At 55.8% G+C, this 26,818-nt stretch carries 32 protein-coding genes and 2 pseudogenes; 11 read left to right on the top strand and 23 right to left on the bottom strand.

The genetic code is table 11. The features are described 5' to 3' along the window. The 3 genes from QC823_RS13970 to QC823_RS13960 all read right to left on the bottom strand — a co-directional run. Nucleotides 1-1,151, bottom strand: a 1,151-nt coding sequence (locus QC823_RS13970) for a sensor histidine kinase (RefSeq protein ID WP_309656959.1), incomplete at its 3' end; no start/stop codon positions are given. Then, nucleotides 1,148-1,822 (bottom strand): response regulator transcription factor, encoded by a 675-nt coding sequence (locus tag QC823_RS13965; RefSeq protein WP_309656958.1) that lies wholly within the window; start codon nucleotides 1,820-1,822, stop codon nucleotides 1,148-1,150. The genes QC823_RS13970 and QC823_RS13965, both read right to left, overlap by 4 nt. Continuing rightward, on the bottom strand, nucleotides 1,819-2,163 hold the full coding sequence (locus QC823_RS13960; RefSeq protein ID WP_309656957.1) for a PepSY domain-containing protein: 345 nt from the start codon (nucleotides 2,161-2,163) through the stop codon (nucleotides 1,819-1,821). Before QC823_RS13960 ends, QC823_RS13965 begins: the two co-directional genes overlap by 4 nt. A gap of 150 nt (nucleotides 2,164-2,313) precedes the next feature. Between QC823_RS13960 and QC823_RS13955 the strand changes: the two genes are divergently transcribed. The 3 genes from QC823_RS13955 to QC823_RS13945 all read left to right on the top strand — a co-directional run bounded on the left by QC823_RS13955 (nucleotide 2,314) and on the right by QC823_RS13945 (nucleotide 4,695). Continuing rightward, complete coding sequence (locus QC823_RS13955) at nucleotides 2,314-2,790, top strand: PepSY domain-containing protein (protein WP_309656956.1); 477 nt, start codon at nucleotides 2,314-2,316, stop codon at nucleotides 2,788-2,790. A gap of 799 nt (nucleotides 2,791-3,589) precedes the next feature. Beyond that, nucleotides 3,590-3,895: a hypothetical protein gene (locus tag QC823_RS13950; protein ID WP_309656955.1), complete on the top strand. Its 306-nt coding sequence runs from the start codon at nucleotides 3,590-3,592 to the stop codon at nucleotides 3,893-3,895. 467 nt (nucleotides 3,896-4,362) lie between these two features. Beyond that, on the top strand, nucleotides 4,363-4,695 hold the full coding sequence (locus QC823_RS13945) for a hypothetical protein (protein ID WP_309656954.1): 333 nt from the start codon (nucleotides 4,363-4,365) through the stop codon (nucleotides 4,693-4,695). A 48-nt stretch (nucleotides 4,696-4,743) separates the two neighbouring features. Here the strand turns inward: QC823_RS13945 and QC823_RS13940 are convergent, their stop codons facing one another. From QC823_RS13940 to QC823_RS13875, 14 genes are all read right to left on the bottom strand, one after another. Beyond that, a complete protein-coding gene (locus tag QC823_RS13940; protein ID WP_309656953.1) occupies nucleotides 4,744-5,190 on the bottom strand; it encodes a phosphate-starvation-inducible protein PsiE in 447 nt (148 codons plus the stop codon). A gap of 121 nt (nucleotides 5,191-5,311) precedes the next feature. Next, nucleotides 5,312-7,804 (bottom strand): arsenate reductase (azurin) large subunit, encoded by a 2,493-nt coding sequence (locus QC823_RS13935; protein WP_309656952.1) that lies wholly within the window; start codon nucleotides 7,802-7,804, stop codon nucleotides 5,312-5,314. 13 nt (nucleotides 7,805-7,817) lie between these two features. Then, nucleotides 7,818-8,351: an arsenate reductase (azurin) small subunit gene (locus QC823_RS13930; RefSeq protein ID WP_309656951.1), complete on the bottom strand. Its 534-nt coding sequence runs from the start codon at nucleotides 8,349-8,351 to the stop codon at nucleotides 7,818-7,820. 76 nt (nucleotides 8,352-8,427) lie between these two features. After that, on the bottom strand, nucleotides 8,428-8,775 hold the full coding sequence (locus QC823_RS13925) for a c-type cytochrome (RefSeq protein ID WP_309656950.1): 348 nt from the start codon (nucleotides 8,773-8,775) through the stop codon (nucleotides 8,428-8,430). Nucleotides 8,776-9,165: 390 nt separating this feature from the next. Next, nucleotides 9,166-10,038 carry a VOC family protein gene (locus QC823_RS13920; protein ID WP_309656949.1) on the bottom strand — a complete coding sequence of 291 codons (873 nt, stop codon included), beginning with the start codon at nucleotides 10,036-10,038 and terminating at the stop codon, nucleotides 9,166-9,168. 17 nt (nucleotides 10,039-10,055) lie between these two features. Further along, nucleotides 10,056-10,889 (bottom strand): sulfurtransferase, encoded by an 834-nt coding sequence (locus tag QC823_RS13915; protein ID WP_309656948.1) that lies wholly within the window; start codon nucleotides 10,887-10,889, stop codon nucleotides 10,056-10,058. Between the two features lie 11 nt (nucleotides 10,890-10,900). Further along, nucleotides 10,901-12,655 carry an arsenical pump-driving ATPase gene (arsA, locus tag QC823_RS13910; RefSeq protein ID WP_309656947.1) on the bottom strand — a complete coding sequence of 585 codons (1,755 nt, stop codon included), beginning with the start codon at nucleotides 12,653-12,655 and terminating at the stop codon, nucleotides 10,901-10,903. 11 nt (nucleotides 12,656-12,666) lie between these two features. Next, nucleotides 12,667-13,041, bottom strand: a complete 375-nt coding sequence (gene arsD, locus QC823_RS13905) for an arsenite efflux transporter metallochaperone ArsD (protein ID WP_309656946.1) — start codon at nucleotides 13,039-13,041, stop codon at nucleotides 12,667-12,669. Between the two features lie 130 nt (nucleotides 13,042-13,171). Beyond that, nucleotides 13,172-13,975 (bottom strand): universal stress protein, encoded by an 804-nt coding sequence (locus QC823_RS13900; protein WP_309656945.1) that lies wholly within the window; start codon nucleotides 13,973-13,975, stop codon nucleotides 13,172-13,174. Next, a complete protein-coding gene (locus QC823_RS13895; protein ID WP_309656944.1) occupies nucleotides 13,975-14,295 on the bottom strand; it encodes a CC/Se motif family (seleno)protein in 321 nt (106 codons plus the stop codon). The genes QC823_RS13900 and QC823_RS13895 overlap by 1 nt, the downstream gene beginning before the upstream one ends. Then, nucleotides 14,295-15,332: an ACR3 family arsenite efflux transporter gene (arsB, locus tag QC823_RS13890; protein WP_309656963.1), complete on the bottom strand. Its 1,038-nt coding sequence runs from the start codon at nucleotides 15,330-15,332 to the stop codon at nucleotides 14,295-14,297. The genes QC823_RS13895 and arsB overlap by 1 nt, the downstream gene beginning before the upstream one ends. 35 nt (nucleotides 15,333-15,367) lie before the next feature. Further along, the gene (locus QC823_RS13885; RefSeq protein WP_309656943.1) at nucleotides 15,368-15,610 is read right to left on the bottom strand and encodes an arsenate reductase/protein-tyrosine-phosphatase family protein; all 243 of its coding nucleotides are present in this window, start codon (nucleotides 15,608-15,610) and stop codon (nucleotides 15,368-15,370) included. Nucleotides 15,611-15,639: 29 nt separating this feature from the next. Further along, the gene (locus QC823_RS13880; RefSeq protein ID WP_309656942.1) at nucleotides 15,640-15,972 is read right to left on the bottom strand and encodes a metalloregulator ArsR/SmtB family transcription factor; all 333 of its coding nucleotides are present in this window, start codon (nucleotides 15,970-15,972) and stop codon (nucleotides 15,640-15,642) included. Between the two features lie 694 nt (nucleotides 15,973-16,666). Beyond that, nucleotides 16,667-17,092, bottom strand: coding sequence for an arsenate reductase ArsC (locus QC823_RS13875; protein ID WP_309656941.1), 426 nt, complete (start codon nucleotides 17,090-17,092; stop codon nucleotides 16,667-16,669). Nucleotides 17,093-17,237: 145 nt separating this feature from the next. Here QC823_RS13875 and QC823_RS13870 point away from each other — a divergent pair, with 145 nt between their 5' ends. From QC823_RS13870 to QC823_RS13850, 5 genes and pseudogenes are all read left to right on the top strand, one after another. Further along, entirely contained in the window at nucleotides 17,238-17,567 is a 330-nt protein-coding gene (locus QC823_RS13870) for an ArsR/SmtB family transcription factor (RefSeq protein ID WP_340324235.1), read from the top strand. A gap of 13 nt (nucleotides 17,568-17,580) precedes the next feature. Next, nucleotides 17,581-17,994, top strand: a complete 414-nt coding sequence (gene arsC / locus QC823_RS13865; protein ID WP_309656939.1) for an arsenate reductase (glutaredoxin) — start codon at nucleotides 17,581-17,583, stop codon at nucleotides 17,992-17,994. Then, a complete protein-coding gene (arsH, locus tag QC823_RS13860; RefSeq protein ID WP_422823666.1) occupies nucleotides 17,991-18,719 on the top strand; it encodes an arsenical resistance protein ArsH in 729 nt (242 codons plus the stop codon). The genes arsC and arsH overlap by 4 nt, the downstream gene beginning before the upstream one ends. 172 nt (nucleotides 18,720-18,891) lie before the next feature. Further along, a complete protein-coding gene (locus QC823_RS13855) occupies nucleotides 18,892-19,512 on the top strand; it encodes a tyrosine-type recombinase/integrase (protein ID WP_309656938.1) in 621 nt (206 codons plus the stop codon). Between the two features lie 198 nt (nucleotides 19,513-19,710). Next, nucleotides 19,711-19,893: pseudogene (locus tag QC823_RS13850) on the top strand (IS3 family transposase); the annotation flags it as partial. 207 nt (nucleotides 19,894-20,100) lie between these two features. Here the strand turns inward: QC823_RS13850 and QC823_RS16260 are convergent. The 5 genes and pseudogenes from QC823_RS16260 to QC823_RS16255 form a co-directional block, all read right to left on the bottom strand. Next, nucleotides 20,101-20,259, bottom strand: a complete 159-nt coding sequence (locus QC823_RS16260; protein WP_422823669.1) for a thiol-disulfide oxidoreductase DCC family protein — start codon at nucleotides 20,257-20,259, stop codon at nucleotides 20,101-20,103. Continuing rightward, on the bottom strand, nucleotides 20,207-20,533 hold the full coding sequence (locus QC823_RS13845) for a thiol-disulfide oxidoreductase DCC family protein (RefSeq protein ID WP_309656937.1): 327 nt from the start codon (nucleotides 20,531-20,533) through the stop codon (nucleotides 20,207-20,209). Before QC823_RS13845 ends, QC823_RS16260 begins: the two co-directional genes overlap by 53 nt. A gap of 3 nt (nucleotides 20,534-20,536) precedes the next feature. Then, nucleotides 20,537-21,280: an NAD-binding protein gene (locus QC823_RS13840; RefSeq protein WP_309656961.1), complete on the bottom strand. Its 744-nt coding sequence runs from the start codon at nucleotides 21,278-21,280 to the stop codon at nucleotides 20,537-20,539. A gap of 36 nt (nucleotides 21,281-21,316) precedes the next feature. Next, nucleotides 21,317-22,425, bottom strand: a pseudogene (locus QC823_RS13835) (monovalent cation:proton antiporter-2 (CPA2) family protein); the annotation flags it as partial. Nucleotides 22,426-22,850: 425 nt separating this feature from the next. Continuing rightward, complete coding sequence (locus QC823_RS16255; RefSeq protein ID WP_422823668.1) at nucleotides 22,851-23,111, bottom strand: SRPBCC family protein; 261 nt, start codon at nucleotides 23,109-23,111, stop codon at nucleotides 22,851-22,853. On the opposite strand from QC823_RS16255, the gene QC823_RS13830 reads away from it, so the two are divergent. Beyond that, nucleotides 22,998-23,591, top strand: a complete 594-nt coding sequence (locus QC823_RS13830) for a (2Fe-2S)-binding protein (protein ID WP_309656936.1) — start codon at nucleotides 22,998-23,000, stop codon at nucleotides 23,589-23,591. The genes QC823_RS16255 and QC823_RS13830 overlap by 114 nt on opposite strands. A gap of 1 nt (nucleotide 23,592) precedes the next feature. Here the strand turns inward: QC823_RS13830 and QC823_RS13825 are convergent, their stop codons facing one another. Continuing rightward, nucleotides 23,593-24,120, bottom strand: coding sequence for a flavin reductase family protein (locus QC823_RS13825; protein WP_309656960.1), 528 nt, complete (start codon nucleotides 24,118-24,120; stop codon nucleotides 23,593-23,595). 143 nt (nucleotides 24,121-24,263) lie between these two features. Between QC823_RS13825 and QC823_RS13820 the strand changes: the two genes are divergently transcribed. Then, nucleotides 24,264-25,460 (top strand): MFS transporter, encoded by a 1,197-nt coding sequence (locus QC823_RS13820; protein WP_309656935.1) that lies wholly within the window; start codon nucleotides 24,264-24,266, stop codon nucleotides 25,458-25,460. 62 nt (nucleotides 25,461-25,522) lie between these two features. Next, nucleotides 25,523-26,818 (top strand): SulP family inorganic anion transporter, encoded by a 1,296-nt coding sequence (locus tag QC823_RS13815; RefSeq protein WP_309656934.1) that lies wholly within the window; start codon nucleotides 25,523-25,525, stop codon nucleotides 26,816-26,818.

Here is a 26,818-nt window from a genome sequence, read left to right as displayed (position 1 = left end):
GTGAGGCTCAATCGGTCACCGTCTTGCGCGACCCTCAATTTCACGGTGTGCTGCGCCCAGCGTAAGGCATTGTCGAGCAGGTTCCCCACGAGTTCCTGAATGTCCTGTACATCGACGTGCACACGAGGTGATGGCCCCCAGTCGACCTCTAACACCAAGCCACGGCGCTGCGCTAAGCGGCTCAACCCAGCCAATAGCGGCGATAGCGTGGCTTCGAGTCCGATAGGTGCCATCCGCGCGCCTTCTCCCACGGCGGAAGCGCGCGCCAAGTGGTGGCGCACGGCGTTATCGAGGCGATTCAGCTCGGCCTCCCAGGTGGGGCGCATCTGTGTCGGCAGCTGGTGAACATTGAGGCGCATGACGCTAAGCGGTGTTTTTAGCGCGTGCGCTAAGTTCCCCGCTGCGTGCCGACCGCGCTCAATCAACCGCTGATCACGCGCCAATACGGCGTTCATGCCGGTGGCCAACGTACGTAACTCCTCGGGAAAGTCAGTGGGCAGTGTTTGAGCCTCACCTTGTTCAATCGCATCCAAGCGCGAGCGCAGCCGTCGAAGCGGCGCCAACCCCCAACGGATCTGTAGGGCTAACACCCCCAACAGCAATACACCGAGTACGAAAAGCCCACCCCAGAGCAGACGCTGAAATGCATGAATATCGGCGTCCAAGGCACTCTCCTCTCCCGCCACACTGACGTGCAGCGGGGCATCCAGCGCGGCCAATCGAATATCACGCTCCACCATGCGTAACGACTGTCCACGAGGCCCGTCCAATGTGTGTACCGCTAGCCCATCGTCCTCATGCACGGGCAAACGTTGATCCCACAGCGAGCGAGATGTCAGCGTTTGCCCTGCCTCATGGCGAATCTGCCAATACCAGCCAGAAAACACCTGCTTAAAACGGGAATCTCCTAGCACACTGTCGATGCGCAATTCATCACTGACCCGGTCGTACGCTACCCCGGCAATCACCACGTTCAAAATGGCCTGCAAGCGCTCCTCGAACGCGCGTGTGGCGGCGTCGCGATAGTGCAACGAGAGCACCCCTCCCGCCAGCGGTAGCGCCAAGCCAATTATCAGCACGGCGGCGAGCAGCAAACGGGTGGCAATGGCGCGCGTTGCCCAGCGTTTTCGCCATACGCTAAATTGTGTCATGAGGGATTCGACGCATCCGCCACTAGGTGATATCCCTGACCACGCCGCGTCACAATACGCCAAGCCCCCAGCTTGCGGCGCAAGCGACTCACTTGCACGTCTATCACATTGGAATCGGGTTCATGGTCACGGTCGTAAACGTGTTCGGAAAGCTCCGTACGGCCGACCACTCTCGGCGCGGCATGCATCAAATAACTCAGTAGCCGGGTTTCCTGCGCGGTTAATCCGATAGGGCGTCCGGCGAGCGTGACATGCTGGGTGTGGGTATCCAAGCTAAGTTCACCTACCTTGATGATCGGATGAGCGTGGCCATGGCTACGACGTACCAATGCATGCAGGCGAAAAAGCACCTCCGCCGCTTCAAACGGTTTGGTGACATAGTCGTCTGCCCCGGCAGAAAATCCGGCGGCTTTATCGGCCCAGCGCTCACGAGCAGTGAGAATCAACACCGGCAAGTCAATGCCATCATCCCGCCAGGCCGCAAGCCAGCGTGTGCCATCACCGTCGGGCAAGCCCACATCCAAAATCAGTGCGTCATAAGCTTCCGTTCGCACCAAAAAATCCGCTTCCTGACCGGTTAACGCTTGTTCGACCAACCAATCGCCGTCACCTAGCGCATTGACCAGCGCATCAGCCAACGCCCGATCATCTTCAACGAGTAAACATTTCATTCCGACTTCCGTTGCATTGCCTTAATCCCCACGCCTTCCATTTCCATGAGTTGCCCGGTGTGGCCATCGAATTCAAACACCACGAGCTGCCCCTGCTCTCCCAGCATTTTGATTTTATATTCAACATAACCGCCATCGCGCTCAACCTCGACTTCCAACACCTCCCCCACATAGTGCGCCGCCAGCCAGTCTAAAATCGATTCCAAAGGCACCACTTCCCCACGGCGTACCTCGCCGTGAAGCGATTGCCAGGGCGCGTTATCGTCGGCTTGGGTGGCAGAAAGCCCCATCACCATGACGAGCAACAGGCCAAAACGGAAAAATCGTTGCGCTTTTTGCATACGCCTAGAATGCCAAATGCCACATGAACGTTACATGAACGACAGTGTCAGCTTAGGGAAAGCTCATAGGGGTTATAACATGCTCATCGCCTCGCTATTGTTGCCTTAGCGATAGGTGAGTCAATCGGTAACTTTTTACAGGAGTCTATGATGAAGATGACGAAAAAAATGTGGCTCATTCCTGCTTCCGCCTTACTACTGGCCTCAGCGGCAGGTGCCGCTCAAGCAGACAATCAACCGTTAGAACGCCTTGACGACGTGCTAACCCACGCGGAGACCTACGGTTTCACCCATTTTGAAGAAATTGAAACGAAAAGCCGAGGCCGTATTGAAGTCGAAGGTTGGCTAGACGACGAGTGGTTTGCAGAAACGCGCTTTTCCTTGGAGAGCGGTGAAACCCTCCGGGAAAAGCGCGAGCGGTTGATCACGGGAGCCTGGGGCATGAGCGCAGACGAGGTTCGCCAAGCGTTTGAGGTCGCCAAGACGGAAGGTATGACCAAGTTTGAGGAGATCGAAATTGACGAAAGCGGCATGATTGAGATTGAAGGACGCGATGGTGACGGCCAGGAACTTGAGATCAGCCTGCGTCAAGGCAGCGATCAAGTGACGGAAATTGATCGCGACTAACCCCCGCTTTCATTACCATTACCCCTCGCTCCATCAGGAGCGGGGGGGCGCGTTATTGGCTCGCCCCACCAAGTAAAGTCTTAGCGTATTGACGCCGCGCCCTATGATTAAATAAACGTGCTGGCACTTTTTCCGGCAAATGCAGCCTGCCAGATTCTCCCAAACCTATGATCCTTTGTGCTATTAACTTCCATTAGGTCGTATAGCCAAAATTCGCTCGCCGACTGCATCCCCGCTCGAAATGGCCGCTTTGGGTCGCTAGTGGCAAAATCGGCCAAAAGCGGCCTTTTAGCACCTGCGTATATAGAATTCAGCGACTTACGTTAGCCGACATTTTAGAACGAAATTTTCGGGGAAAACTGCTCATTTTGAACCATCCTAAAGAAACGCTTTAGGAGGGAGAGACATAAGCGTATTGCTGATGGCTCACAGGAAACCCTGGAACAAAGGCAAGTTGGTAGGCCAAAAAACCTCTGCGGCTCAGAGATGTCAGGGAGATCCGTGTTAGGCTCCAACGAGCTTGGCAGTGGGGGAATGAGAAGCGCCATAATCTAGCTTGGCTGTTGAAAAATATGAGAGGCTCTTCGTCGTTAGGTGTGGAATGCGTCATCTGAAGTGAGCCAGAATATAGCCTCCACAACAGCAGTATAGGTATGGCATGGACGGCACCCAGATTCTAGTTCTACTGTGTCACAAATTGATTTTGCTACAGTGTGGTGATGATACTTGGGGATCTCGAAAAAATTGCCGAACCAGTCAGCTTTTGTACGTTGCAGGCCTCAACAGATAGGAGGTGGCTATGAAGAGATATGTAATGATAGGTGTGCTCGCTAGCGCTACATTAGTCGCTGGCAGCTACTTTTTGAAAGAGGGTGGGCGACGACGTATCAACTTATTCACTATGCGACGCAAGATGATGGAACGAATGATGAAGGCGATGCCGGATAACTCACCGCCAAAGGTAATTACATCTGTCTTGCCAAGACTGCAGGAGCAGAACGAGCAAATCCTTGCCCTCCTCAAAGAGCAGAATGAACTCCTAAGATCAGATGTCGAAGCGTGCGGCAAAACAACTGAAGACGCTGTAGCCAACAAACGCCGATGAAATTGCTATCGATATTTCGTGTTACTGTTGGTTAACGAATGAATGGGTGCTAATACCGCAGCGAGAAACAGCTAGCAAATAGTAGAAAACAATACGTGCCTCACATGTGCGCAACGCCAGCTCGATTCTGAATACCTTACTCATACCAGCGTTCGATAAAAGTCGGTTGGGGAGATTATCAAAGTGAGCATCATTGCGTTTCGCGCCAAACTGGCCAAACGCAAAGGACGCAGTGCAAAGGGTATGTTGTCGCCCAAGAACCTATTTTTAGACATATGGGATAGAAATGACGAATGCTGCCTTATTTTTTTCTAGGCTCCAACTTGCTTGGTAGATAGCTTTTCGTTATTGGTTCGGCAGGGATTTGGCGTGCCATTATCAGGATGACATTAAGAGGATGGTTGAGAAGGCCAATATGACTTTTGCTAGTTTACATACCCATCTTGACCAAGGGCAGATTATCACCTTTGGGACATAAACCCCTCTATTCCGAGGCGGAGATAGAAGCGGCCCTGGAAGCCTGTGCCCATGAACCGGTGCACGTACCCGGTGCCATCCAGCCGATGGGCTGCTTGGTGAGTCTGGATGCCGACATGGGGCGGATTCGTCAGGTTAGTGCCAATATAGAGGATTTCGTGGGTATCAGCGTGGCGGACATTTTGGCCGGCGAGCCCAGACAGATGCTGCGCCAGGTCTTCGGGGTCGAGTCGGACGTCATTTTAGACCCGCGCAGGGGGACGCCTTTGTGTTTACCCTATGCGGCCTATTCCGGCGGGTCCGATCCCGGCTCTGACCTTTGATTTTGCATCATGCTTTGTTGTCTCAGAGTTCGGCGGCTCAATTGACTGTTAAGATCGGGGAAAACGCAAAATGATCATAGCGCCGATCGCCAGCAGCACAATAGCTCCGGCCTCGAACAAAATGTTCTGTGGATTCATGTCCTTGCCCTGCAGCACGATCAGTCGCGCCAGTGCCGTAATCGCGATAAAAATCGGATAGACAAACACTGAGCCCTGTCCGGTGTAGGACACTGCCACCATAGCAACCACCTCGGTATAGAGAAACAACAACAGAATATCGGCAAGTTCAATCTCCCCTTTTTCGTAGACATTCAGAATTTCCACCCCGGCCGCGCCCAGCGTCAGAAACCCCGTCACAATCAATAGCAGCTTCTGAATAAGGTTAAAGCCACCAACCACAATAACCTGTTCTTTACTGCTGATTTGCGGAGTTTCAGGTCTGTTTTCATCCGGATTGTCGGTCTTAGGGGTACTGCTCGAATCTGGATCGTTCATGACCGTGCCTTTTCCGAAAACGATTGTCACTGAAGTGTCTTTTTGGCGAAGTTAACGTAAATAACAATTGCCAGTAAGACCAGAGAACGGGCGCCTTTTCCATCGGGCGCCCAACTCTAGACTAGACGTATCTTCGACGTTTGAAACTCACTTTGTCAGCATAGTCATCAATCTGGCCGATTCGGCGAATATCTGCCCAGGCTCCCTTGTAGTAAGGGATATGGTTCCGGTCGGTCCAAGGAGTGACCAAATCGCCCATGACGGAGTTGAAATACATGGCCATCATGAACACTTGGCCCTGCTTGATGTCTGGCTCCAGGTACGCTACAGCCGTAGTGGCGCCATAGTCATTGAATAGCTCCAACAGGTCGCCGGATTCAATGCCAAGATCCTTTGCATCTTCCGGGTTGATTTCCAGCGGGGACATGGGATAGCGGCCGCGTCGGAATTCAACGTGCTGATCATGGTAAGCACTTTGCCAGATCTGGTTGGTACGTCCATTGTTGATCCAGAATCGATACTTCTTGCGTTGATCATCGACCATCTCTGGAAAACCGTTCCAGGGCGCTGGCAGGAAATGCGCTTTGCCATCATCGGTATCGAATTTGTTGTCGGTATACATCATCTCCGTACCGATCAACTCGCTGTTTTTGTACTCTTTAATCGGTAGCTGAACGCCGTTGTTGCCCGCAGCGCGTAGTCGATCATAGGTGGCCAGATGCCCTGTAGCACCACCTTGGCTATGAATAATCGGTGCCTCGGGCTGACCGGCACGACGGAAACCGTCGTTGTAGGCGTCTTCCTCGGTTTTCCAGTCGAAACCTTCAAAGCGCTTGGCCATGTCGGTATTGCCCTCTGCTTCATAAAGCTTGCGCAGGGCATTGGCCATGTCGGCGGCAATCAGGCAGTCCGGCTTGGCGGTGCCTGGAGGGTCCATGAATTTCTCCGATAGACGCAAGCGCCGCTCGCCATTCATGGAGGTCAGGTTCATTTCGCCGGTATGTGCGGCAGGCAGCACCATGTGCGCGGCCTCAGCAAACTTGGTGGCATAGAGGTCGATAACCGTTACAAACAGGCCGCCGTCTTCCTTGACCGCCTTATGAATGACCTTCGCCTTTTCCTCCGGCCCGGCACCGCGAACCTTGCGCAGGGCCTGCTTGACGATAGCACTGCGGCGCAGGACTTCATTGCGGTACTGCTCGGCATTAAGGGTGGTCTGGAAGGAATTGCAGGCCCAGGAGGTCAGCATCTGGCCATTGCCCTGAAGGATCTCCTGGTCCACGTAGGGCGCCGGACGACCACCCGGGAACGGAGGCCGACAGTAGCCCTCCTGGTGACCGCCCATACGGACGACGCCGGTACCCCGGCGGCCCACGTTGTGGGTGGCCAGCACCAGATCCACTAGCGCCGATTGGATGCGATAGTTATCGTTGCCCCAGATAATGCCTTTTTCGTAACCGTGCATCGTTCTGGGAAGGTGGCCTGATTCTTTTGGCTTGTAGGCCCATTCCGCCGCCTGGATGATCTTGTCCTTGCTGATCCCTGTGATCCGACTGGTTTCATCAAGGCTCATGCGGTTGGCTTTTACGGCATCCTCGAAGCCGGTTGTGTACTCCTTGATAAATTCGTCATCCTGCCAGCCCTGGTCAACCACGTAGGTCAGCAGACCGTTGAACAGGGCGGTATCGGTGCCCGGCTCGATATCCAGGAACAAGATGTTTTCGTTATCGATTGCCTCCTCAAGAAGGGCCACTGTGAGAGCCCTGCGGGGGTCGATCAGAATAATCCGGGTTGGCTGGATGGTTTCGCCGTCGTCGTAGACTTCCCGCTTTCTGTCCACGGACTGGCCGGTGAGACCAGGAAGCCAGTGGTTCAGGAAATAATTGGTCTGAGTCTCGTAGGCGTTGGCGCCAACGGTGAAGATGCAATCGGCCATCTGGGCGTCTTCGTAGCTGTTATTCAGCTCATAGATGCCCATATCACGGGTGGCGTGGCATTCGGAATTGTAAGCCGGGCGGTTATGTTGGCGAACCATCTTTGTGCCCAACCCGGTGAAGATCAGCTTGCCGGTGCCCCAGGTATTCTCGAAGCCTCCGCCAGCGCCGCCGTGATCAAACAGGTTGAACATCAGCTGGTCTGGGCCGGCATCATCCAACACCAGCTTGGTCAGGTGGCTGTAGAGGGCCATGGCCTCTTCCCAGCTGGTATCCCGCCATTCGTCGCCGGCGAGAACCCTCGGGTATTTTACCCGCTTACTGCCGACCGGTGTCTGTGGCGAGTACATGATGGACGCCATCTGGCCACCACGAGTGGAGGACAGGCCGCTGTTCACTTTGCAGTCCTTGTCCGGCAGGATCATGATCCGCTGGTAACTGCCATCATCGTCCTGAATGACATTGGTCATCGTCTGGGTCATGGTGACTTGCAAGGGCGGAACCTGTTTGCGGAAATCCAGGCCGAGGGCATTCTGGTTAGGCGCTAGCCCGCCTTCCTGTTCAGCGGGCCATTTGTATACATGATAACCGCAGCCGACGATGCAGAAATGGCAGCAGGTTTGGGTTTTCTGGGCGTTGGCCGGGGGTAATGCAATCCGCCCCTTCTTGTGTTCAAACATGATGGATCTCTCCTCAGGCGCTTGGCAAAATGTTGGCCTGGCGGCCGTAGATAAGACCTTCTACACCAACTGCCGTGATGGAATCATCGGAATCTTTGTAGCTTAGAAGAATACGGGGCAGGTTTTCCGTCGCCTGGCCAGATACCATCTGGCCATTCAGCTCGGAATCAAACACGCTGAAGTGGCAGGGACACTTGAAGGTGCGCTCCTCACTGGAATAGTTCACCGGGCAGCCCATGTGGGTGCACAGAATGCTGTAGGCAACAATATCGCCATCCGGGCCTATGCCACCCTGGGTTTTGCGACCGGTTTTCACCAGAGTGCATGGTGACGAAGCGTCCGGATAGGTAAACGACACTGGCTGTCCGACCTTCAAATCACCCGCTTTGCTGACGGCAGTCGTGGGGTAGTCCAGATTTACCTTGCCGGGCTGCTCGCTGCCCTCAGCGGCATGGGCCGGGTTCAACAGTAGACTGCCGCCCAGAGCAGCTGAACCGGCTGCGGTCGTGCCGGTAAAGGCGAGGAACTGTCTTCTTGAAAGTTTCATTACACTCTCCAGATTTTTTCTTTTGGGTGCATTTATACCCCTTACAGGCGTTCCGTTAAGGACGCCTAAAGCCTGATCATTCGCCACCTGCCGGCAGGCTGGCATAAAAAGCTGCCAGGTTGGCAATATCGTCGGCGCTCAGCGCCGTCGCTTGACCCTGCATGGTCAATGCCTGGCCACCGCTACGCTGCTTGTTCTTATAGGCTTTCAGCGCCGACACCAGATATTGCTCATTTTGACCCGCCAGGTTCGGATAGCCCTGTATCTGGGCAATGCCGTTTTCACCGTGACAGGCTGCACAGACCGCTGACTTGGCTTCGCCAGCTTCGGCATCCGCAGCGGCCGAAATTACGGGAAAGACCGTGCCCAGTACAAACAGGCCGGCAACGGTATAGTGTTTTAGGCTCATTAGTTTTAGACTCATCAGGATTATCCTTTTATCTTTTTTAAGCACTATTAAGTGCCCTTCTTAACGACTTTATGAAGCCATGCTGTCGTGGCCAACTAACCTCAGACAATATGCTAACCTTTCGTTACACTACCGTCGGTGGAGCGTGACCGGCTTAGGCTGATTCAGGTCACTCTTGGATACCCCTGCACACCATCCTTCGCCAACACCCATTGCCGAAGTGGAATATCACGAGCACGAAAAGGTATGGCATAGGAACGTAAATCACAATGCCACATTCGGTAAAAGCGCTCACCGCTCAGCCTGGTGTGGCCGTCATCTTCGCCATGGCGAAGATTGCAGACTACGCCGCTTTCCTGTTTTTTCAATGGGGCCATACCGCCACGAAATTCAACGATTTGCACATCAGACCGCATCGGGGCCGGTGTTTGGTACCAGAAACTCCGGTAATTCGTCAGCGGGTTTGTGCGCCAACTCAGCGTTGGTCAGGCGTGCGTAGATTTCAATCAGCGTGCCATCGGGGTCGGTCAGCCACAGCTCATGCAGGGGCGTGCCCTTCCAGGTGGTACGCGGCGGCTTTTCAATGGGCGCGCCAAAGGCGACGGCCTGGTGATAGGCCGCAATCACCGCGCCCCGGTCGGCAACACCGATACCCAGGTGGTAAAGGGTGTCGTGGTGCAGCTCCTTGCCATCTGAAACCACCAGAACAAAATTGAGGTTCAGGTCATTGCAAATAAAGGTCGCATAGCGATGGGTCCATTCCTTCGGCCAGGTGTTCAGCAGCCAGGCGTAAAAGCGCACACTGCCCGGCAGATCCTGGACGCGAATGCTACCATGAAACTCTTCTGCCGAAGGGCTTGGCGGTATGTCGAGCAAGCCTGACAACACGGCGATGCGGGCTTTGATCTGATCCCGGGCGATGCGGAATTGTTCGAGGTTTTCTTCACTGCTCCGGTCGCCAGTGCCACTGGCCGGATCGCTGATTGGCCAGTGCAGGCGTTTCACTTTGCCCGGCAGAATCGGGCAGACTTCTTCGGCGCACAGGGTGACCACCATGTCGATGGCGGCTGGGTCGATGGTGTCCACCGATTGACTCTGCTGCTGGCTGATATCGATACCGATTTCCGCCATGGCCGCGATAGCGTGCAGATTAACCTGCGATGGTTGGGAGCCTGCGCTCATCACCTCGGCGTTTTCGCCTAACAGGTGTCTTGCCAGGCCCTCGGCCATTTGGCTACGGGCTGAGTTGGAGACACACAAAAACAAAATTCGGGTCATAAAAATGCGTATTTCCTTTAGTCCTGTTCGGGGATCGTGAGGTCGCGTTCGACGGTTGCAGGCATCTGCGCCCGGCTCCATTCGGCCCAGGATCCCTCGTAGTTTTGCACACGGGCAAAGCCCGCGAGGGTTAGCGCCAGAACAGTATGCGCGGCGCGAATGCCGCCCTGGCAATAGGTAATGATTTCAGCCTCCGGCCGTAACCCAAGCGCCGTGAAGTGCGCGCGCAACTCATCCGCGGGCCGGAAGCGGCGGGTGGCGGGATCGAGGCAGTCGGTCCAGACCATGTGCCGCGCGCCAGGAATGTGCCCGGCCAGGGAGGCCTCGGTCGGTGTGGCACGCAGCCACTCGGCATCCCCGCGCACGTCGAGGATCTGCCGATCCGGGTCGTCCATCGCGGCGCGCACATCCGCTGTCTCGGCAAGGTACTCTGGGCTTGGGCATGCCTTGAACGCCCCCGGTTCCGGGGCCAACGGGGCTTCGTCGGTCCTGGGCAGCCCTGCCAATATCCAGTTTTCCCAACCGCCATCCAGAACAACAGCGTTGTCGTGGCCGTAGTAGCGCAGAACCCACCACAGGCGCACGCCGAACAGGTTGTTACCGTCGTCATAAGCCACCACCAGCGTGTCTGGCCCGATACCCAGCCGTACCATTTCCGCCGCGAAATCCTCGGGGTATATCACCCGGCCGGGTTGGTGCAAAAGCGGATTGAGCATGAGTTGCCGCGCGCCCGGGATGTGCGCCTCCGCATAACCGTCACCCTTGCGGGCATCGACGATCACCAGCCCCGGGGCATCAAGCCGTGCGGCCAGCCAGTCGCCACTGACAAGGGGCGTTTCAGGCATGTCCATCGCCGCAGTCCTCATGCCCGTTCCTTCGAGCGTCCGACCAGCGCACGCAGCTTTTCGGCCCCGACCGGGTCGTCCGCCAGCATCGGAACCACCGAATAGCGGGCACTCAGGGTTTCTTCGACCCGGGCTATTTCCGGTGCTTCGGTTGCGGCCCGGGCCACCAGCAGTGGGTGACTGGTCTCAGTGGCCGCCAGGCTGGCGTTGACCACCCAGGCATAGGGTGTGATTTCCGCTCTTTTCAGGTCGTCCTGCAGGCGAGCGGCTTCCAGCACCGGTGTGGCTTCCGGCAGGGTCACGATCAGCACTTTGGTTTGTGCCGGGTCCTGCAGGCGCATCATCGGTGTCACCATGTGGGCACTGGTTTCCCCGGCATGACGCATGATGTCCCGGTGGTATGAGCCGGTGGCATCCAGCAGCAACAGTGTATGCCCGGTGGGAGCGGTATCCATGATCACAAATTTACGCCCGGCTTCCCGTATGGTTTTGGAGAAGGCCTGGAACACCGCGATTTCCTCGGTGCAAGGGGAACGCAAATCTTCCTCCAGCATCTTGCGGCCCTCGGCGTCCAAGCTGGCACCGCGGGTTGCCATGATGTGGTCGCGGTAAACCTGGGTTTCCACCTCGGGGTCAATGCGGCTGACGGTCAGGTTGTCGACATCACCCGCAAGGGTTTCCGTCAGGTGGGCCGCCGGGTCGGTGGTGGTCAGCAATACCTCGTGGCCACGGGCGGCCAGTTCCACGGCAACGGCCGCTGCAATGGTGGTTTTGCCCACGCCGCCCTTGCCCATGGTCATCACCAGGCCTTTACCGTCGGCCTCAATGTCGTCAACCAGGCGGGACAGGGGTGGCAGATCGACCAGAGCCCGCCGGGGCGTTTCGGAGCGCAGGGTTTCCACCGGCTGATTCATCCGCCGCAGGGCATCCAGCCCCACCAGATTTTCCGGGCGCAGGTAAAAGTGACTCTGCGGTAAACCCGCGAGCTCTGAGTCGGCGTCTTCCACGGCGGTGCGCTCACGCTCGATCATGCTGGTGGCCAGGGCATCGTCCGAGGCTTCAGCAGGCATCATGCCGTTAATGGCGAGATGCTGATTGCGTATGCCGATATCGGCCAGCTCCCGGTGGGTTCGCGCGGCTTCCACCATTGAGCTTGTCCGGGGCCGAGCCACCAAAACCAGGCGGGTCAGAGCCTCGTCAGAAAGACTTTGGACGGCGGCGGCGTAGCGCTCACGCTGCTTGTCCAGTCCGGCCAGTGGGCCAAGGCAGGAGGCATCGCCGCCGGTTTCCAGAAATCCGCTCCAGGCACCCGGTAACTTGAGCAACCGGATGGTGTGGCCGGTGGGCGCGGTGTCGAAAATAATATGGTCGTAGCGCCCGGTAAGTGCCTCATCCGTGAGCAGCGCGGTGAACTCATCAAATGCGGCAATCTCGGTGGTGCAGGCACCCGACAACTGTTCCTGGATGCTCGCTACGGCTTTCTCCGGCAGACTGGCCCGTATCGGGCCAAGGATTTTCTCACGATAGTCTTCCGCGGCCGCTTCGGGGTCGATTTCCAGCGCTTCGAGCCCGGGCACATTGGCAATTGGTTTAATGTGATTGCCAATGCGTGTGTCGAATACCTGGCCCACGTTGGACGCCGGATCGGTGCTTACCAGCAACACTTTCTGCCCCGCATCCGCAAGATTAACGGAGGTTGCGCAAGCCAGAGACGTTTTACCCACGCCGCCTTTGCCGGTAAAAAATACGAATTTCGGCAGGTTTTCAAACATTCAGGTTATCCTTAGCAGCAAGAGCTTTTCGTGTTTGATGAGCCGCAGGGCGAGACTGGTGCGGCGGTATCCTGAGCCTCAAAGGGCAGATTGTTCCAGGCAGCCAGCTCCTTGCGTGTGGGGTAGCGCGCTTTGGAAACCATCTTGCCGTCAATCAGGATGGCCGGCAGATCATCGCCGCCCGAAGCCTGCATCAATGCGTTTACTTCCTCGTTCGTCGTGAACTCGGTGGGCTCTTGGCTAAGGTTAACACGCCGCACGGTGACGCCCTGGTTCTTCAGCCAGTCCAGATCGGCGGCAAACGTTACCAGCTGTTGCTCGACGTCGGTGCCGCAAACGCCGGTTGAGCAGCACATGGGTGGGTCATAAACGGTGACTGTGGTCATTGCTGTAGCCTCTTTTAATATCATCGGTACCAAGAAAGGTCTCTGTTTTTTTCTACAATAAAATCGTTGTCGTCACGCCACTTACAACATTGTTCATCTATCGTTTCAGAGACCATCAGCGTCTTTGGTTTTAACTGCCCTCTCCCGACACCAGCAACACTGGCATATCCAACCCACGGCAGGCCGCCTCGGCGACACTCCCCATCAGCAGCTGCTGCAGGGGATTGCGCCCCCGCTTGCCAATTACCAGGAGGTCCACATCTTCCGCATTGGCCGTCTCAAGCAGCGCGTGACGTGGGTCGCCCGCCACGATCCGGGTCTCAAGCGATGGCATCCCGTCAGAAAGCGCCGCGAGATGCGCCCTGGCCTCCGTAACGGCTTTGTCCTCACTCTCGGGGTCTTCAAGCACCGTTACTGCCAGCGCTCTCTGCGCCTGCTTGGCCAGGTAGGCGAAAAGCGTTTCCGCCGCTTTCACCGCCGTGGAGCCATCCGTGGCCAGAAGGATGGTTTTATCTGCTGCCAAACACTGCTCTCCCACGGGCTCCAGCCACAACGGCAACTGGGCCAGTCGCGCGACATCCAACGCGGTACTGCCCAAGAAAAACTCATGGAAACGACTGTGGCCCCGACTGCCCATCAGCAACAGATCAGCGCCAGTATCGCCAACGGCCGCAACCAGCTCGGCTCCAGGTTCGCCAGTTCGGATCTGCCAATCCACACTGAGCCCCAATGACGCGAGTTGGTCGGCCTCCTCGGTCAGGCGCTGCTCGTAGTAGGCACTATGGCTTTCCTCGGGCACTGCCGGATACCGGCTGCTGAGCACGTACACCAACGTCGCACTTTCCAGCCCCCAATTCCGCAATGCTTCAACTCGCCTGCGCACACAGGGCCAGGCGGGTGAAAAATCAATTCCAATCAACGCATGCTTAAACATCACTCACCCCTTTTCCGTTGTGTCCCCGATGCCAGTTCAACACCGTCAACAAAAAGCCGCCGGAACCCCAGGAATCTTTCCAGCCGCACCTTCAGCGGATGCTCAACCCGTAGATCCTCCGCCACATAAACGCGGATGCCCTCTTTCATCTCTGAAACATATCCCGCGAGGTCCTCCGGTTCGCCCAGGTCTGCTACCGGTACGGAGGTAGAACCCCCGCAGCAGCCGTTACGGGTGGACGCGCGAATCATCATGACGCCACCCTGCCGGGCAACCCAGTCCCTGGCCTGCGGTGTTATCTCGATGTCGAGCCCGGTCATCAACTACTTACCTGCTCTTCCGGGAAATACTGGCGGGTCTGGTTAGCAATCCAGACCAGCCCCAGCATCAATGGTACCTCGACCAATACGCCGACCACGGTGGCCAATGCCGCACCGGAATGAATCCCGAACAGCGAAATAGCCGCCGCCACGGCCAACTCAAAGAAGTTACTGGCGCCGACCATGGCCCCCGGGGCCGCCACGCTATGGGGCACCTTCCAGGCCTTGGCCCAGCCGTAGGCAATCGCGAAGATAAGGAAAGTCTGGAGAATAAGCGGCACCGCAATCAGTGCGATGTGCAGCGGGTTCTGAAGGATCACCTCGCCCTGGAACGCGAACAGCAGCACGAGCGTCAGGATCAGACCAACGGGTGTCACCGGGCCTAGACGCTTCATGAAGACGTTGTCGAAATAGTCGATGCCCTTATTGGCAATCACGTAGCGGCGCGTGGCATACCCAGCCACCAGAGGAATCACGATGTAGAGAAAGACCGACAGCGCGATCGTCGCCCAGGGAACGGTCATATCCGACAGGCCCAGTAGAAACATGACAATGGGCGCAAACGCGAACAGCATGATGAGGTCATTGAGCGATACCTGCACCAGGGTGTAGGCGGCGTCACCACGCGTGAGGTAACTCCAAACGAACACCATGGCGGTACAGGGCGCTGCCCCCAGCAGAATAGCGCCGGCCAGATACTCACGCGCCAAGCCCGCCTCGATCAGCGGCTCGAAGACTACCAGCAGGAAGAACCAGGCAATGGCGAACATGGTGAAGGGCTTGATCAGCCAGTTAACCGTCGTGGTAATGACCAACCCCTTGGGTTGGCGGCGTACACCCGCGATAGAATCAAAATCCACCTGTACCATCATCGGGAAGATCATCGCCCAGATCAGGATCGCGACCGGAATCGACACCTGCGCGTATTCAAAACGCGACAGCACATCGGGCACCACGGGCGCGAACTGACCCACGGCAATACCTATTACAATTGCAAGTGCTACCCAGACCGACAGGTAACGCTCAAACAACCCCATACCTTCTTTGATATTGGGGGTATCATCAGTTGTGCTCACGCTTGACCTCCATCCATTTCATCGCTAGTTAAAGATTCAACCTGTGCCCTGATGTCATCGCGCACGACACGGAACTGCTGCATAATCTCCTCCATCCCCTGCAACGCTCTCGGGTTCTTGCCATGAGTCTCAATCCCCGCCGAATCGACGCCCATGCGATCCCCGGCCAGATGACGCAGAACCCCCTCGGCCATCTGGGAGCGGCAGGCATTGCGCATACAAAGAAACAGTATGTTCATCAGACACCCTCGTTGTGTTGTAACGACTGCTAGGCGACCGGTGACGGCCGTTGTGGCATTGCCGTGAGCCGGTCGGTAAGCCCGCCCAGATCCCGGGTAGCCAGCACGTTTCGGAGCGCCTCCCGGGCCCAGTCCGGCAAATCCCCGCTCAGCCGGTAATGCACCCACTGGCCCTGGCGCTCATCCTCCACAATGCCCTGACCTCGCAATTGGCCAAGGTGACGCGAGATCTTGGGTTGGGACAGATCCAGTGCCTGCACCAGCTCGCAGACACAGAGCCGTCCCTCCTGCTCTATAAGCAACAGGCTGTTAAGTCGGGTTGTGTCTGAAAGCGCTTGGAAAAACTGTTCAGGCGTTATCATATATGCCTATCCGTATATAACAATGGCCAAATGCTGAACTGAGTCAGGCATTATGTCAATATCCGTACTGCCCGGAATTTACAGCGACGGGAAATGGAGAAGCGTCATCGCGATGAGAATCGTTAGAAGGACCTGCCTCGAATGCACCCGTATCACCATGCCCGCAAGCAGAAGAACCAGACCCAAAAGGTGCTTGAGGATGAGTGGCGGCTAACCCAGCATCAGATAGCGGTCCTGAAGGAGATAGCACTGGCGGCGTGGCCGAGTGAGATAGTCCAGAGGGAAGCCGTGACTATATTCCCACCGCTGACTTGGCTAGCATCATGCAGCTTTTAATTAATAGCAGAACCTCCGCAGGAAAATTTTTTTAATCATTGAATCGCCCCGAGTCCGAGTATTCTGATTTTGTCGTTGATCTACCTGCTTGTGCCGTCACCGGCGGCTGCTGAACCCGCCATGGGTTCTCCAACGGCGCCGGTGACGCTTGTGAAGTACGGTTCGATGACGTGCGGCCACTGCATTGAAGCCTGTGGTCACATACTCGACGCCATGACCTCGACCTCGTCCAACTCGATGTGGGGCCACAGGCTGCCCAGCGTCAGCCGATCGATGCGTCCGAACCGTTGATACCAATACGCAGAGTTATAGTTACCTCGCTTTGAATTTATTTATAGGTCTCAATGAACCGATTTTTTCAGCGCTCCATGTCGTCGCGCCCCTGGATCTCCAGCCACAGCATTAGCCGTTGACGGATCTCGGCCAGCGCCTGCTCGTAAGCATCCCACCGCTCGATCAGGCGAGGATCGCGGATATCCCAATAGAGAAACTCATCGCTGCTGCCCTGCCAGTCGCGGCACGCCTGATGGGCTTTGTCGCAGAGCACGATCACCGTGTCGAAATGCTCGTCGGCAAAGTCGTCCAGGGACTTGCTGGCAAGCCCTTGAGTGTCGATGCTTTGCTTGCTCAAGGTCGCCAAGGTTAGTTCATGGGGTTGATCGGGTTCAGAGCCAGCGCTGACCGCTTCGAAGCGGTCGCCAGCCAAATGGCGTAACAGGGCTTCTCCCATCAGGGACCTGGCGGAGTTGGCATTGCACAGGAACAAAACACGTCGCTGTCTCATCAGGTGGGCCTTATTGATGCGATTTTTCATGTATATACGGAAATAGATATTTGTGCTTCTAGGACGTTTAACGGCTCTACCTCGAAGGAGGAGCTTGACGAACTCACAATAATTCCATATTTTTAAAAATATGGAAACATCAAAAGTGATTGAGAGCTTTTCCGCTCTGGCCCAAGAGACACGCCTCAATGTCTTTCGCCTGCTAGTACAGCAAGAACCGGATGGGCTCCCCGCCGGTGAGATCGCACGGCAGCTGTCGGTGCCACATGCCACGATGTCAGCGCACCTGTCGGTACTGTCGCGGGCAGGTCTGGTGGTATCCCGTCGCCAGGGGCGCTCGATCATCTACCGAGCGAATCTGAGTCACATGCAGGAGGCAATCCGCTTTCTGGTAAACGACTGCTGCGCGGGGCATCCGGCGGTGTGTGGCCCCTTGGCGGCGTCCTTGAGTGATTGCAATTCCGAATCAAGATAGGAAATGAGACGCTATGCTCACCCAAATCTATCACAACCCAAACTGCGGCACATCGCGTAATACCTTGGCGATGATGAAGGCTTCTGGTGAAACCCCCGAGATCATCGAATATCTCAAGACGCCCCCAAGCCGGGAACGTCTCGTGGAGCTGCTGGCGATGATGGGTATCCGTCCACGGGATTTGCTGCGGCGCAAGGGAACCCCCTACGAAGCGTTGGGGTTAGACGACCCGGCATTGACGGATGAACAGCTGATCGATGCCATGATGGAGAAACCGATTTTGATCAACCGTCCGATTGTAGTGACACGGAAGAGCGCCAGGCTATGTCGACCCTCGGAGACGGTGCTGGATCTCCTTGAGCATCCAGTAGCGCACTTCGTCAAGGAAGAAGGTGAAAACATTTATTATCCAGGAATCGCGCCATGAGCGACATCAAAATGCTAGCAGACCTACCCAATATTGATCCTTCCCAGTTGCGTCCCATCGATACGACGCTGTTGGCAGGCCCCGATGCACCCCAGCATGCGCCACGTATTTTAGTGCTTTACGGGTCCCTGCGAGAACGCTCCTACTCACGTTTCGTTGCCGAAGAAGCTGGGCGGCTGCTCCGTTGGTTCGGATGCGAAGTGCGTACTTTCAACCCCAGCGGCCTGCCCTTGCCGGATGACGTCGAGGCCGACCACCCCAAGGCTCAGGAGCTGCGCGAGCTAGCCAAGTGGTCGGAAGGCATGGTGTGGTGTTCGCCGGAGCGCCACGGCGCCATGACCGGCATCATGAAGACTCAGATCGACTGGATTCCTTTGGCACTGGGCGCGGTGCGCCCCACCCAGGGCAAGACCCTGGCGGTCATGCAAGTGAGTGGTGGCTCCCAGTCGTTCAATACCGTCAACCAGCTGCGCGTGCTGGGTCGCTGGATGCGCATGGTCACCATCCCCAACCAGTCATCGGTGCCCAAGGCCTTCATGGAGTTTGACGACAACAACCGCATGAAGCCATCGCCCTTCTATGACCGCATTGTCGATGTCATGGAAGAGCTGGTGAAATTCACGCTGCTACTGCGTGGGCACAGCGAGACACTCACCGACCGCTACTCCGAACGCAAGGAATCGGCGGAGCAGCTCTCCGCCCGCGTCAACCAGCGCGCTATCTGACAGGAGTCATCCTCAGGCACCTAGCGTTTCCGAGGGCATGGGGCTGCTATGTATATGCGTAGGTGCTAAAAGTCTGCTAAGGGTCGATTAGCCCTGACCATGAATTAACCTCAGCACATGACGAGTGTGAATTGAGCCATTCTTAGACCTCCACCCGATGGAGGATCATACCATGAACGTTTCGACTGAAATCTCCTTTACACCTTGGAATAAAGGCAAGTTAGTTGGGCAGAAGGCGCCTCTACGGCTTAGTGATATTTGGGCCATCCGTGTGCGTCTACAGCTTGCCAAAAAGACAAGAGACCTCGCCCTCTTCAATTTAGCCATCGATAGCAAATTACGAGGCTGCGACCTCGTCAATTTACGAGTACTGGATATAGCCCATGGTGCGTGCATATCCCCACGTGCAATCGTGATGCAGCAAAAAACGCATCGACCTGTCCAGTTCGAAATAACCGAGCAAACCCGTATCGCTATTATGGAATGGATAAAGCTTGCTCAACTCAGAAACGAAGACTTCTTGTTTCCCAGCCGAATCAATAGCGCAAAGCATCTCTCCACGCGCCAATATGCCCGTATCGTGAAAGCCTGGGTCACCGAAATTGGTTTAGATGCGTCAATCTATGGCACGCACACGATGCGCCGCACCAAAGCGTCGCTGATATACCGTCGCACGAAAAACTTAAGGGCAGTGCAGCTGCTCCTGGGTCACACGAAGCTGGAAAGCACCGTCAGGTATCTAGGGATAGAGGTAGATGACGCGTTGGAAATGGCAGAACAGACAGAAGTTTGATGAGAATAAACGACGGCCTATTTCGGGCCGTCGTTGTCCGGCCAAAAGCGGCCTTTAAGCGTGGACTGATATAACGCTTGGCTTTGCGGCGCATCGGAGCGCAATGGAACAATAGTTCGACAGCAGTAATTTGCTATCCGACACTTGCGGTGATCGGTGATTTTCAACCCAGTTGACCAAAGAACTGCCTTTGGGCACTGTGCCGAAAGCTTCTTCCATATCCTCAAGGTTGAATCGATCCATGGAGAACAATTTAAAATGCGAAATGCCATGAGACGTCAGGTATTTGAGTACATCGAACTGGACTACAATATGTAACGGCGGCAAAGTGCTATTGGGATGATCAGCTCAGAGGCCCTCAAAGCCCGAATGATCGCTTAAACCAGTGTCCACTGTTGCTGGGTAAGATCACATCCGCTTTAGGCCAGTAAAAATTTTCAACGACCATCAAATTGCTTGATGCAGCCAAATAGCGCGGCGGGTTGGTGTTTTAAGCCAAGCCGCACTGGGCATCTTATGCTTGAGTGCCAACCGTTTCCCTTCCTAAACGCCCGGGTAAACCGGAACACATTCAGCACAGGATTTTGATCACTCATCGAGGAAACGGCTCCGGTGATCTGGCGTGAGTAGCAGACAGGTATCATATTTGCCGAAAAGCCGATAGCGGTTGCTGGCAATACGACCGTAGAGCCAGTCACGAACTGGTCTCGGGATCAGCCAAGCAACCACGCCGAGTTTCCATGGCAGGCCCAGACTCCAGAAGATGCGAATGATGGCCGCGGACCGAACATAGGCACGGGCGGCCCTGTCGGATGAGCACAAGGGTTTCGTATTCATCGGTGGGCAGACCAAACCATTGCAACAGCGCTTGCCCCTGGGGTGACTGGACCGATGCCAGGCGGAACGCCCGTTGCGGGTCGTGGCGAATCAGGAATTTCGCCCAGCCATTGCAGAGTTTGCACACGCTGTCGAAGAGAACGACCTGATCATGTTCTCCCATATACGGTGGCAAATTCTTCATGACTCAGTCCTCCCTCGGTGGCGTCCATATGGGGACATCCTCGCGGCTGGGCTCATCCCAGTCGCTTTGCATGACACCGCTTAATGTTTCTTCCAGTTTCATGAACAGGTCGCCGTAGCGCGAGCTGAAGTGGATGCCTGATTCGATATCCTTCCATTCTTCGTAAAGTTCGTCCTCGTGGGCCTCCTCGTTCTTCTGGAAAGCCCAGGTCATCTGCCGTGAACGCAGCGGATGTACACCCAGTGCCGTCATGGCATGGCCCCCCATCTCCAGGGCGGAATGATAGGTTTCGCGGATCACATCATCGGCACCCGCTTGCCGCAGGCGATAGCCATGGCCCCGGTCAAAGGCCCGGGCCAGTACCCAGATATCCGGGTAGAGCTGTTTGACATGCTCCACCATCCGGATCGAACGGTCCCGGTCATCAATGGCAACCACTAACAGCCTTGCCTGGGAAATGCCAGCGGTCTCCAGCAAATCAATCCGACTGGCATCGCCGAAGTAACTGCGGATGCCGATCCGACGGACGTTCTCGATCTGTTCAATTTCATGGTCCAGTACCACTGCGGCAATGTTATTGGCACGCAGAAATCGGCAGACTATCTGACCGAAGCGCCCAACACCCGCGACAATCACTGGCGCATGTTCATCGATGGCATCCGCCTCGCGTTTCTCGTTGGTGGCCCGGCGATAACGGGGCAACACCACTCGATAGTAGAGGATAAACAGCACGGGTGTCAGGAACATCGACATTGCCACCACCAGGGACAGGATCTTGGCCAGGTCCGGCGGCACCACCGAACTCTGCACGCTGTAGGTCAGCAGCACAAAGCCGAATTCACCGGCTTGGGCCAGCCCCAGGGTAAACAGCCAGCCATTGCTGCCACGAATATTGAATATCAGTGCGAGCACCAGTAACACCAGCGCCTTGATGACGATCACTGCCGTTCCCAGCAGTAACACAAGGCCCCATTCATCTGCCAGCACGACAAAGTCGATGCCTGCCCCGACGGTGATAAAGAACAGGCCCAGCAGCAGCCCTTTGAAGGGCTCGATGTTGGCTTTCAGTTCATGGCGGAACTCGCTATTGGCCAGTACCAATCCCGCCAGAAAAGCGCCCAGAGCCGGGGACAGGTTGACCAGGCTCATCAGCGCGGCAATACCGATTACAAGCATCAGGGCGGTGGCGGTAAACACCTCCCGCAGTCCCGTCTGAATCACATAGCGGAACAGCGGTCGGCTCAGGTAGTAACCGCCGATAATTACCACCGCAATAGCCGCCACCACGACCAGGGCATGACCCCAACCGGACAGGTGGGCAACCAGGCTCAGGGTGTTGCCATGATCTTCGCCACCCGCTGAGCCACCGCCGACCAGGCTCGGCAGAGTGAGTAACGGCACCAGTGCGAGAATGGGAATTACGGCAACGTCCTGGAACAACAGCACCGAAAACGCGCTACGACCACCCTCGGATTTTGCCAGCCCCTTTTCGTTCAGGGTCTGCAACACGATGGCGGTAGACGACAGTGCAAAAATAAATCCGACCGCCAACGCTGTCTGCCACACCAGGCCGGCCCACAGGCCAATGCCCGTTCCGGCGGCAACAGTCAGTGCCACCTGCAGGCCCCCAGCCCCAGCAGCTTGCGCCGATCCGCCCAGAGGGCCTTCGGATCCAGTTCCATACCCACCAAAAACAGCATCATCACCACGCCGAACTCAGCAAAATGCTGGATGGTGGTGGTCTCCTGCCCCACCAGCCCGGTCACCGGCCCAATGATCACGCCAGCTACCAGATAACCCAACACCGACCCCAACCCAAAGCGTGTCGCCAGAGGCACGGCGATCACTGCCGCAATCAGATAGATAAAGGCCTGGATGAAGTAGGCGGTCATGGGGGCTCCAAAGTCGCGGCTGAATTGGGATCACAGCAGTAGCTTTTCTATCACACGACGGATATGACTTCACGCCACCCGATCGGCCAACCCCGCCCTCTGAAACCGAACTGACATCGGCCGCGGCGCGCCTGCTGGTTGCCGAAAAAGCCCCGGAAGCACTGATGATCGCCCTTCTGATGTTCAAGGAGTTCTCCATCCGCAGTCCCTGTTCGTATCTTGGTCTTGAGGGTGCGACCCAGCTAGCAAATGCGTAGAATATCCCACTCCAGCTCCGGCCGGTTCTGCCTATGCTGATGCGAGGGCAATCCGTGCCCGACACCAAGAAATGGTAAATAATCCAATGGCCAATCACCGTAGCGATGGTCAGTGTGAATACCACTCCACGAAGGCACCCTCGCCACTTTCGGTTACCGAGCGGACCCTCACATGCCCCTCGTAGCTGCTGGCTTCATCCAAAGAAACCGGAGAAGGGCCCTCATCGAGGCTATAGGAAAGCTCCCGGTTATCGTCATCGAGAGCATGCGGCGTCTCGTGAATACCCCGTTTAGTAACCGTTTCGCACCGGGCTGGTGGCCTTTCTTGTCCCCGACAACATCCACATTGGTTACCACATCCGGCGCCCAACTCAAGTCATGAAAGTCGCGAAGCGTCTCCCAGACCTTTTCCGGCGGTGCCTTGACCACAATGAATTGATAGGTTTTGCCCATTTTGGGAATCAGGAGATCCAAAGGCAATCATCGACAAGCCCATCGCTCTGGTCATCGGAGCCGAAGATCACCTTGGCTCCGCGATCGCCCGGCGCTTTGCACGGGAAAGATATCACCTCGTGGCCACCCGGCTCAGTTGCGGACAGGGCATTTTGCCGCGCCTGCACGGTGATCGTAGACAACCCGGATGGCAGTAGTGAAGAGGTGCGAACCTGCATCACCGGTGCCCCCTATTTTGACGGTAAGAAAATCCGCACGGTTGAGGGGCATGCGCAGCGGGATCCATGTGCCGGCTACCACGGTGCCGACGGCGAGGGGATTCCCCATGTCGCCGTAGCCATGAAAGGTAACGCCACCTTGCGCCTGGACAGCGCCCGCAACCTGGTCAAGGTCATTGCCGAGGGAATCAATGCCCGGCAATTCAGCGGTTTTGAGCGCAGGCAGGCCAGAACATAGTTCATAACATCTGTGGCAGGAACTCTTCACGCCGGCTGACAATCTTCCCTGCCACCATAAATACCCCGTCACCTGTGTAGTGAAGGGTTTCGGCGTATTCCGGAGAGGTTGCTGCCTGGGCGTTCACCACTTCCCAGATAAAAAAGTTATATCTGTCCACCAGGCTGTCATCAACCAGCCGATATTCAAAATTGGCATAACATTCCTGAATCAATGGTGCCGATACCTCCCTGGCCTCCCCGGCAGAGAGACCAAATTGCTTAAACTTATCGGTGTCAGCCCCACTGCTGTTGCCAATCCCGATAACCTGATCTGTCAAACTGGTTGTAGGCACATTAATCACGCATTCTCGACTACGGCGCACCATGTCAAAGCTGTGATTGCCCGCGGAAATAACACAGCCCAGCTGTGAAGGCGAAAAGGCCATAACCTGATGCCAGCCCATAGCCATGATATTACGTTGACCCTCCCAGAAAGAGGACACCAGTACAATCGGCCCGGGTTCAAGGTAACGGCGTACCTTTTCCAGAGGAACGGTTCAGGTTTTTTTCACGGTTGATAGAGTCATCCGGGTTCTCCTGACAGAGCATTCGTTAAATTCCGGGCAGACACATTGATCTTAGGCTCTGTTAGTCTAACCACCTTCAATTTTATATATTTTGGCGTCCAATCATGCCCTCCACACAGTCACGCCGTTTTTCTGATTTACTGATTTTCCTTGGCGCCGCTTTTGCCTTCAGCGTCACCATGATGGGCACCACCATGCCCACCCCGCTCTACCCCATTTACCAGGATGCTTTTGGGTTTTCTGAGCTGATGATTACCATCATTTTTGCGGCTTACGCTGGCGGCGTAATTGCGGCACTGGTAATCACCGGCCCCTGGTCTGATCAGCTGGGTCGTCGGCCGTTGTTGATTGCGGGCCTGGCCTGCGCGGTGATCAGTGATCTGCTGTTCTGGCAGGCCGATGGGCTGTTGGCCATTATTCTCTCTGGCCGTGTGCTTTCGGGGTTATCTGCCGGCATTTTCACCGGCACCGCGACTGTCGCCGTGATGGAGCTGGCGCCGCCACATTGGCGTGGCCGGGCTACCTTCTTTGCCACGGCTGCGAATATGGGTGGGCTGGGCCTGGGTCCCATGCTAGGCGGCACCCTTTCCCAGTACCTGCCCGCGCCCCTTGAGTTGACTTATCTGGTGCACGTTGGCCTGGCGCTGCTGGGATTGCTCTGTATCTGGTCGGCGCCGGAAACCGTCCCGAAACCGGCAAAACCGAAACTTTCGATTCAGCGCCTCAGCGTACCTTCGAACGTGCGAGGGGTCTTTATACCTGCGGCAATAGCAGGTTTTGCCGGTTTTGCCGTATGTGGGTTCTTCTCATCAATTGCACCAGCACTAATGGGGAAGGTGCTGGGTTATCATCACCAATTGCTGATCGGGGCTGTTGCTGGCAGCATCTTTATCGCATCAATTTTTGGCCAGCTCATCCAGGGCACACTACCGCTAAAACTCCGGCTTCCGCTGGGATGCATTACTTTGGTGATTGGCGTAATCCCCATAGCACTGGGGATTCACTTGCAATCGCTCGCCCTGTTCCTCTTAGGTGCCATTATTGCCGGTACGGGTCAGGGTATCGCTTTCCGGGCCGGTATGGGTGCCATAGCAGCGGCAAGCCCGATTGCAGAGCGTGCCGCCGTTACCTCGACCTTCTTTGTGATTGTCTATATCGCCATTTCGCTGCCCGTGATCGGCATTGGCGTTATGGCGAGCATGATCGGCCTGCAAACCACCGCCATTATTTTCTCAATCTGTATCGGCTTGCTGGCGGCACTGGCTCTGCTGTTACTGATACGTCGTAGACCTGCTGGTTAAAGTCGTTTAAGCCAGTCCGCAACCGCCCGCCCGATTTCGGCGGGTGAATCTTCCTGGACAAAGTGACCTATCCAGTAGTGCTTGGGTTTACGGCTGGTATTGCTGTTGTCATTGCCGTGTTACAAGTACCAGATTTCTTTGGGTTGGAAACAGGGAAGCTTGGTGAACATTTTGTCGAAAATGTCACCGTTATCGTCACCTCAATGCCCACACTAAATCCGCTTGAACTCAGCGTGGGCGCATTCACTTTGATAGTCATGCTCATATGGCCACGCCTTCACATCCCGATCCCTGCACCTCTAGTGGGCTTGGTTATCGGAGCGCTTGCCGCTTATGGCGTTAATCAATGGTTCGGTGGTCAGGAAACCGGAAATGTAGTGGAAACAATAGCGTCTCGCTTCACCTGGGAGATAAATGGAGAAACAGGTAATGGAATCCCGCCTATCCCGCCAACCTTCTTGGCACCTTGGCATCTACCGGGACCCGATGGGGAGCCACTAAAAATAAGTTTTGAGCTAATACGGGCACTTTTAGGCCCGGCGTTTGCCATTGCGATGTTGGGTGCCATTGAGTCACTGTTATGCGCCGTGGTGGCCGACGGTTTAACAAAGACCAAGCATGATCCCAACGCTGAGTTAATCGGACAGGGACTGGGAAATATTGTGGCCCCTCTTTTTGGCGGTATTACAGCAACAGCCGCCATTGCACGAACGGCAACCAACATCCGCAGTGGCGCTCGTTCGCCGATATCTGCCGTTATTCATGCACTCGTTGTCCTACTAGCGGTCATCGCACTCGCTGGGCTGCTTGGCTTAGTGCCAATGGCAGCACTCGCGGCGCTGCTGTTTATCATTGCTTGGAATATGAGTGAAGCACGACATTTCCTGACCACTCTACGTTCAGCCCCTCCAGGAGACGTCGCTATCTTGGTTATATGCTTTGGCCTTACCGTACTTTTCGATATGGTCTTGGCAGTAGCTGTAGGCGTTGGACTAGCCGCTGCGTTGTTCATCCGGAGAATGTCACTGTTAACTCAAACGGATCAAATTGACAGTGACAATCACCCTTCCATCAATGGGCTCCCAGCTGAGGTGGCAGTTTATGACATCAATGGTCCATTGTTTTTCGGAGCTGCGGAAAAAGTACTGACATCACTGCACCTGGTAGATTCTAAAATTAAAACGGTCATTCTCTATATGCACGATGTGCCAAGTATGGATGGCACAGCCATTGTGGCCCTTCAATCATTGATTGCTGAAATGAAACATGAGGGCGTCAAACTGATCATCGTCGGCTTGAAAACAAGGATCATCGTTAAATTGCGACGTGCGGGCGTGCATAAGGAGGTCGGGGAATGA

Source organism: Vreelandella vilamensis, assembly GCF_031451755.1.
GTDB classification, from domain to species: Bacteria; Pseudomonadota; Gammaproteobacteria; order Pseudomonadales; family Halomonadaceae; genus Vreelandella; species Vreelandella vilamensis.
This window is presented reverse-complemented; position numbering and strand designations above follow the sequence as displayed.

Excerpts from the sequence above, each read along its gene's own strand:
- QC823_RS13965 (WP_309656958.1), bottom strand. The coding sequence starts at position 1,822 with ATGAAATGTTTACTCGTTGAAGATGATCGGGCGTTGGCTGATGCGCTG.
- QC823_RS13960 (WP_309656957.1), bottom strand. The coding sequence starts at position 2,163 with ATGCAAAAAGCGCAACGATTTTTCCGTTTTGGCCTGTTGCTCGTCATG.
- QC823_RS13955 (WP_309656956.1), top strand. The coding sequence starts at position 2,314 with ATGAAGATGACGAAAAAAATGTGGCTCATTCCTGCTTCCGCCTTACTA.
- QC823_RS13950 (WP_309656955.1), top strand. The coding sequence starts at position 3,590 with ATGAAGAGATATGTAATGATAGGTGTGCTCGCTAGCGCTACATTAGTC.
- QC823_RS13940 (WP_309656953.1), bottom strand. The coding sequence starts at position 5,190 with ATGAACGATCCAGATTCGAGCAGTACCCCTAAGACCGACAATCCGGAT.
- QC823_RS13935 (WP_309656952.1), bottom strand. The coding sequence starts at position 7,804 with ATGTTTGAACACAAGAAGGGGCGGATTGCATTACCCCCGGCCAACGCC.
- QC823_RS13930 (WP_309656951.1), bottom strand. The coding sequence starts at position 8,351 with ATGAAACTTTCAAGAAGACAGTTCCTCGCCTTTACCGGCACGACCGCA.
- QC823_RS13925 (WP_309656950.1), bottom strand. The coding sequence starts at position 8,775 with ATGAGTCTAAAACTAATGAGCCTAAAACACTATACCGTTGCCGGCCTG.
- QC823_RS13920 (WP_309656949.1), bottom strand. The coding sequence starts at position 10,038 with ATGACCCGAATTTTGTTTTTGTGTGTCTCCAACTCAGCCCGTAGCCAA.
- QC823_RS13915 (WP_309656948.1), bottom strand. The coding sequence starts at position 10,889 with ATGGACATGCCTGAAACGCCCCTTGTCAGTGGCGACTGGCTGGCCGCA.
- arsA (WP_309656947.1), bottom strand. The coding sequence starts at position 12,655 with ATGTTTGAAAACCTGCCGAAATTCGTATTTTTTACCGGCAAAGGCGGC.
- arsD (WP_309656946.1), bottom strand. The coding sequence starts at position 13,041 with ATGACCACAGTCACCGTTTATGACCCACCCATGTGCTGCTCAACCGGC.
- QC823_RS13900 (WP_309656945.1), bottom strand. The coding sequence starts at position 13,975 with ATGTTTAAGCATGCGTTGATTGGAATTGATTTTTCACCCGCCTGGCCC.
- QC823_RS13895 (WP_309656944.1), bottom strand. The coding sequence starts at position 14,295 with ATGACCGGGCTCGACATCGAGATAACACCGCAGGCCAGGGACTGGGTT.
- arsB (WP_309656963.1), bottom strand. The coding sequence starts at position 15,332 with ATGGGGTTGTTTGAGCGTTACCTGTCGGTCTGGGTAGCACTTGCAATT.
- QC823_RS13885 (WP_309656943.1), bottom strand. The coding sequence starts at position 15,610 with ATGAACATACTGTTTCTTTGTATGCGCAATGCCTGCCGCTCCCAGATG.
- QC823_RS13880 (WP_309656942.1), bottom strand. The coding sequence starts at position 15,972 with ATGATAACGCCTGAACAGTTTTTCCAAGCGCTTTCAGACACAACCCGA.
- QC823_RS13875 (WP_309656941.1), bottom strand. The coding sequence starts at position 17,092 with ATGAGACAGCGACGTGTTTTGTTCCTGTGCAATGCCAACTCCGCCAGG.
- arsC (WP_309656939.1), top strand. The coding sequence starts at position 17,581 with ATGCTCACCCAAATCTATCACAACCCAAACTGCGGCACATCGCGTAAT.
- arsH (WP_422823666.1), top strand. The coding sequence starts at position 17,991 with ATGAGCGACATCAAAATGCTAGCAGACCTACCCAATATTGATCCTTCC.
- QC823_RS13855 (WP_309656938.1), top strand. The coding sequence starts at position 18,892 with ATGAACGTTTCGACTGAAATCTCCTTTACACCTTGGAATAAAGGCAAG.
- QC823_RS13845 (WP_309656937.1), bottom strand. The coding sequence starts at position 20,533 with ATGAAGAATTTGCCACCGTATATGGGAGAACATGATCAGGTCGTTCTC.
- QC823_RS13840 (WP_309656961.1), bottom strand. The coding sequence starts at position 21,280 with ATGTTCCTGACACCCGTGCTGTTTATCCTCTACTATCGAGTGGTGTTG.
- QC823_RS13820 (WP_309656935.1), top strand. The coding sequence starts at position 24,264 with ATGCCCTCCACACAGTCACGCCGTTTTTCTGATTTACTGATTTTCCTT.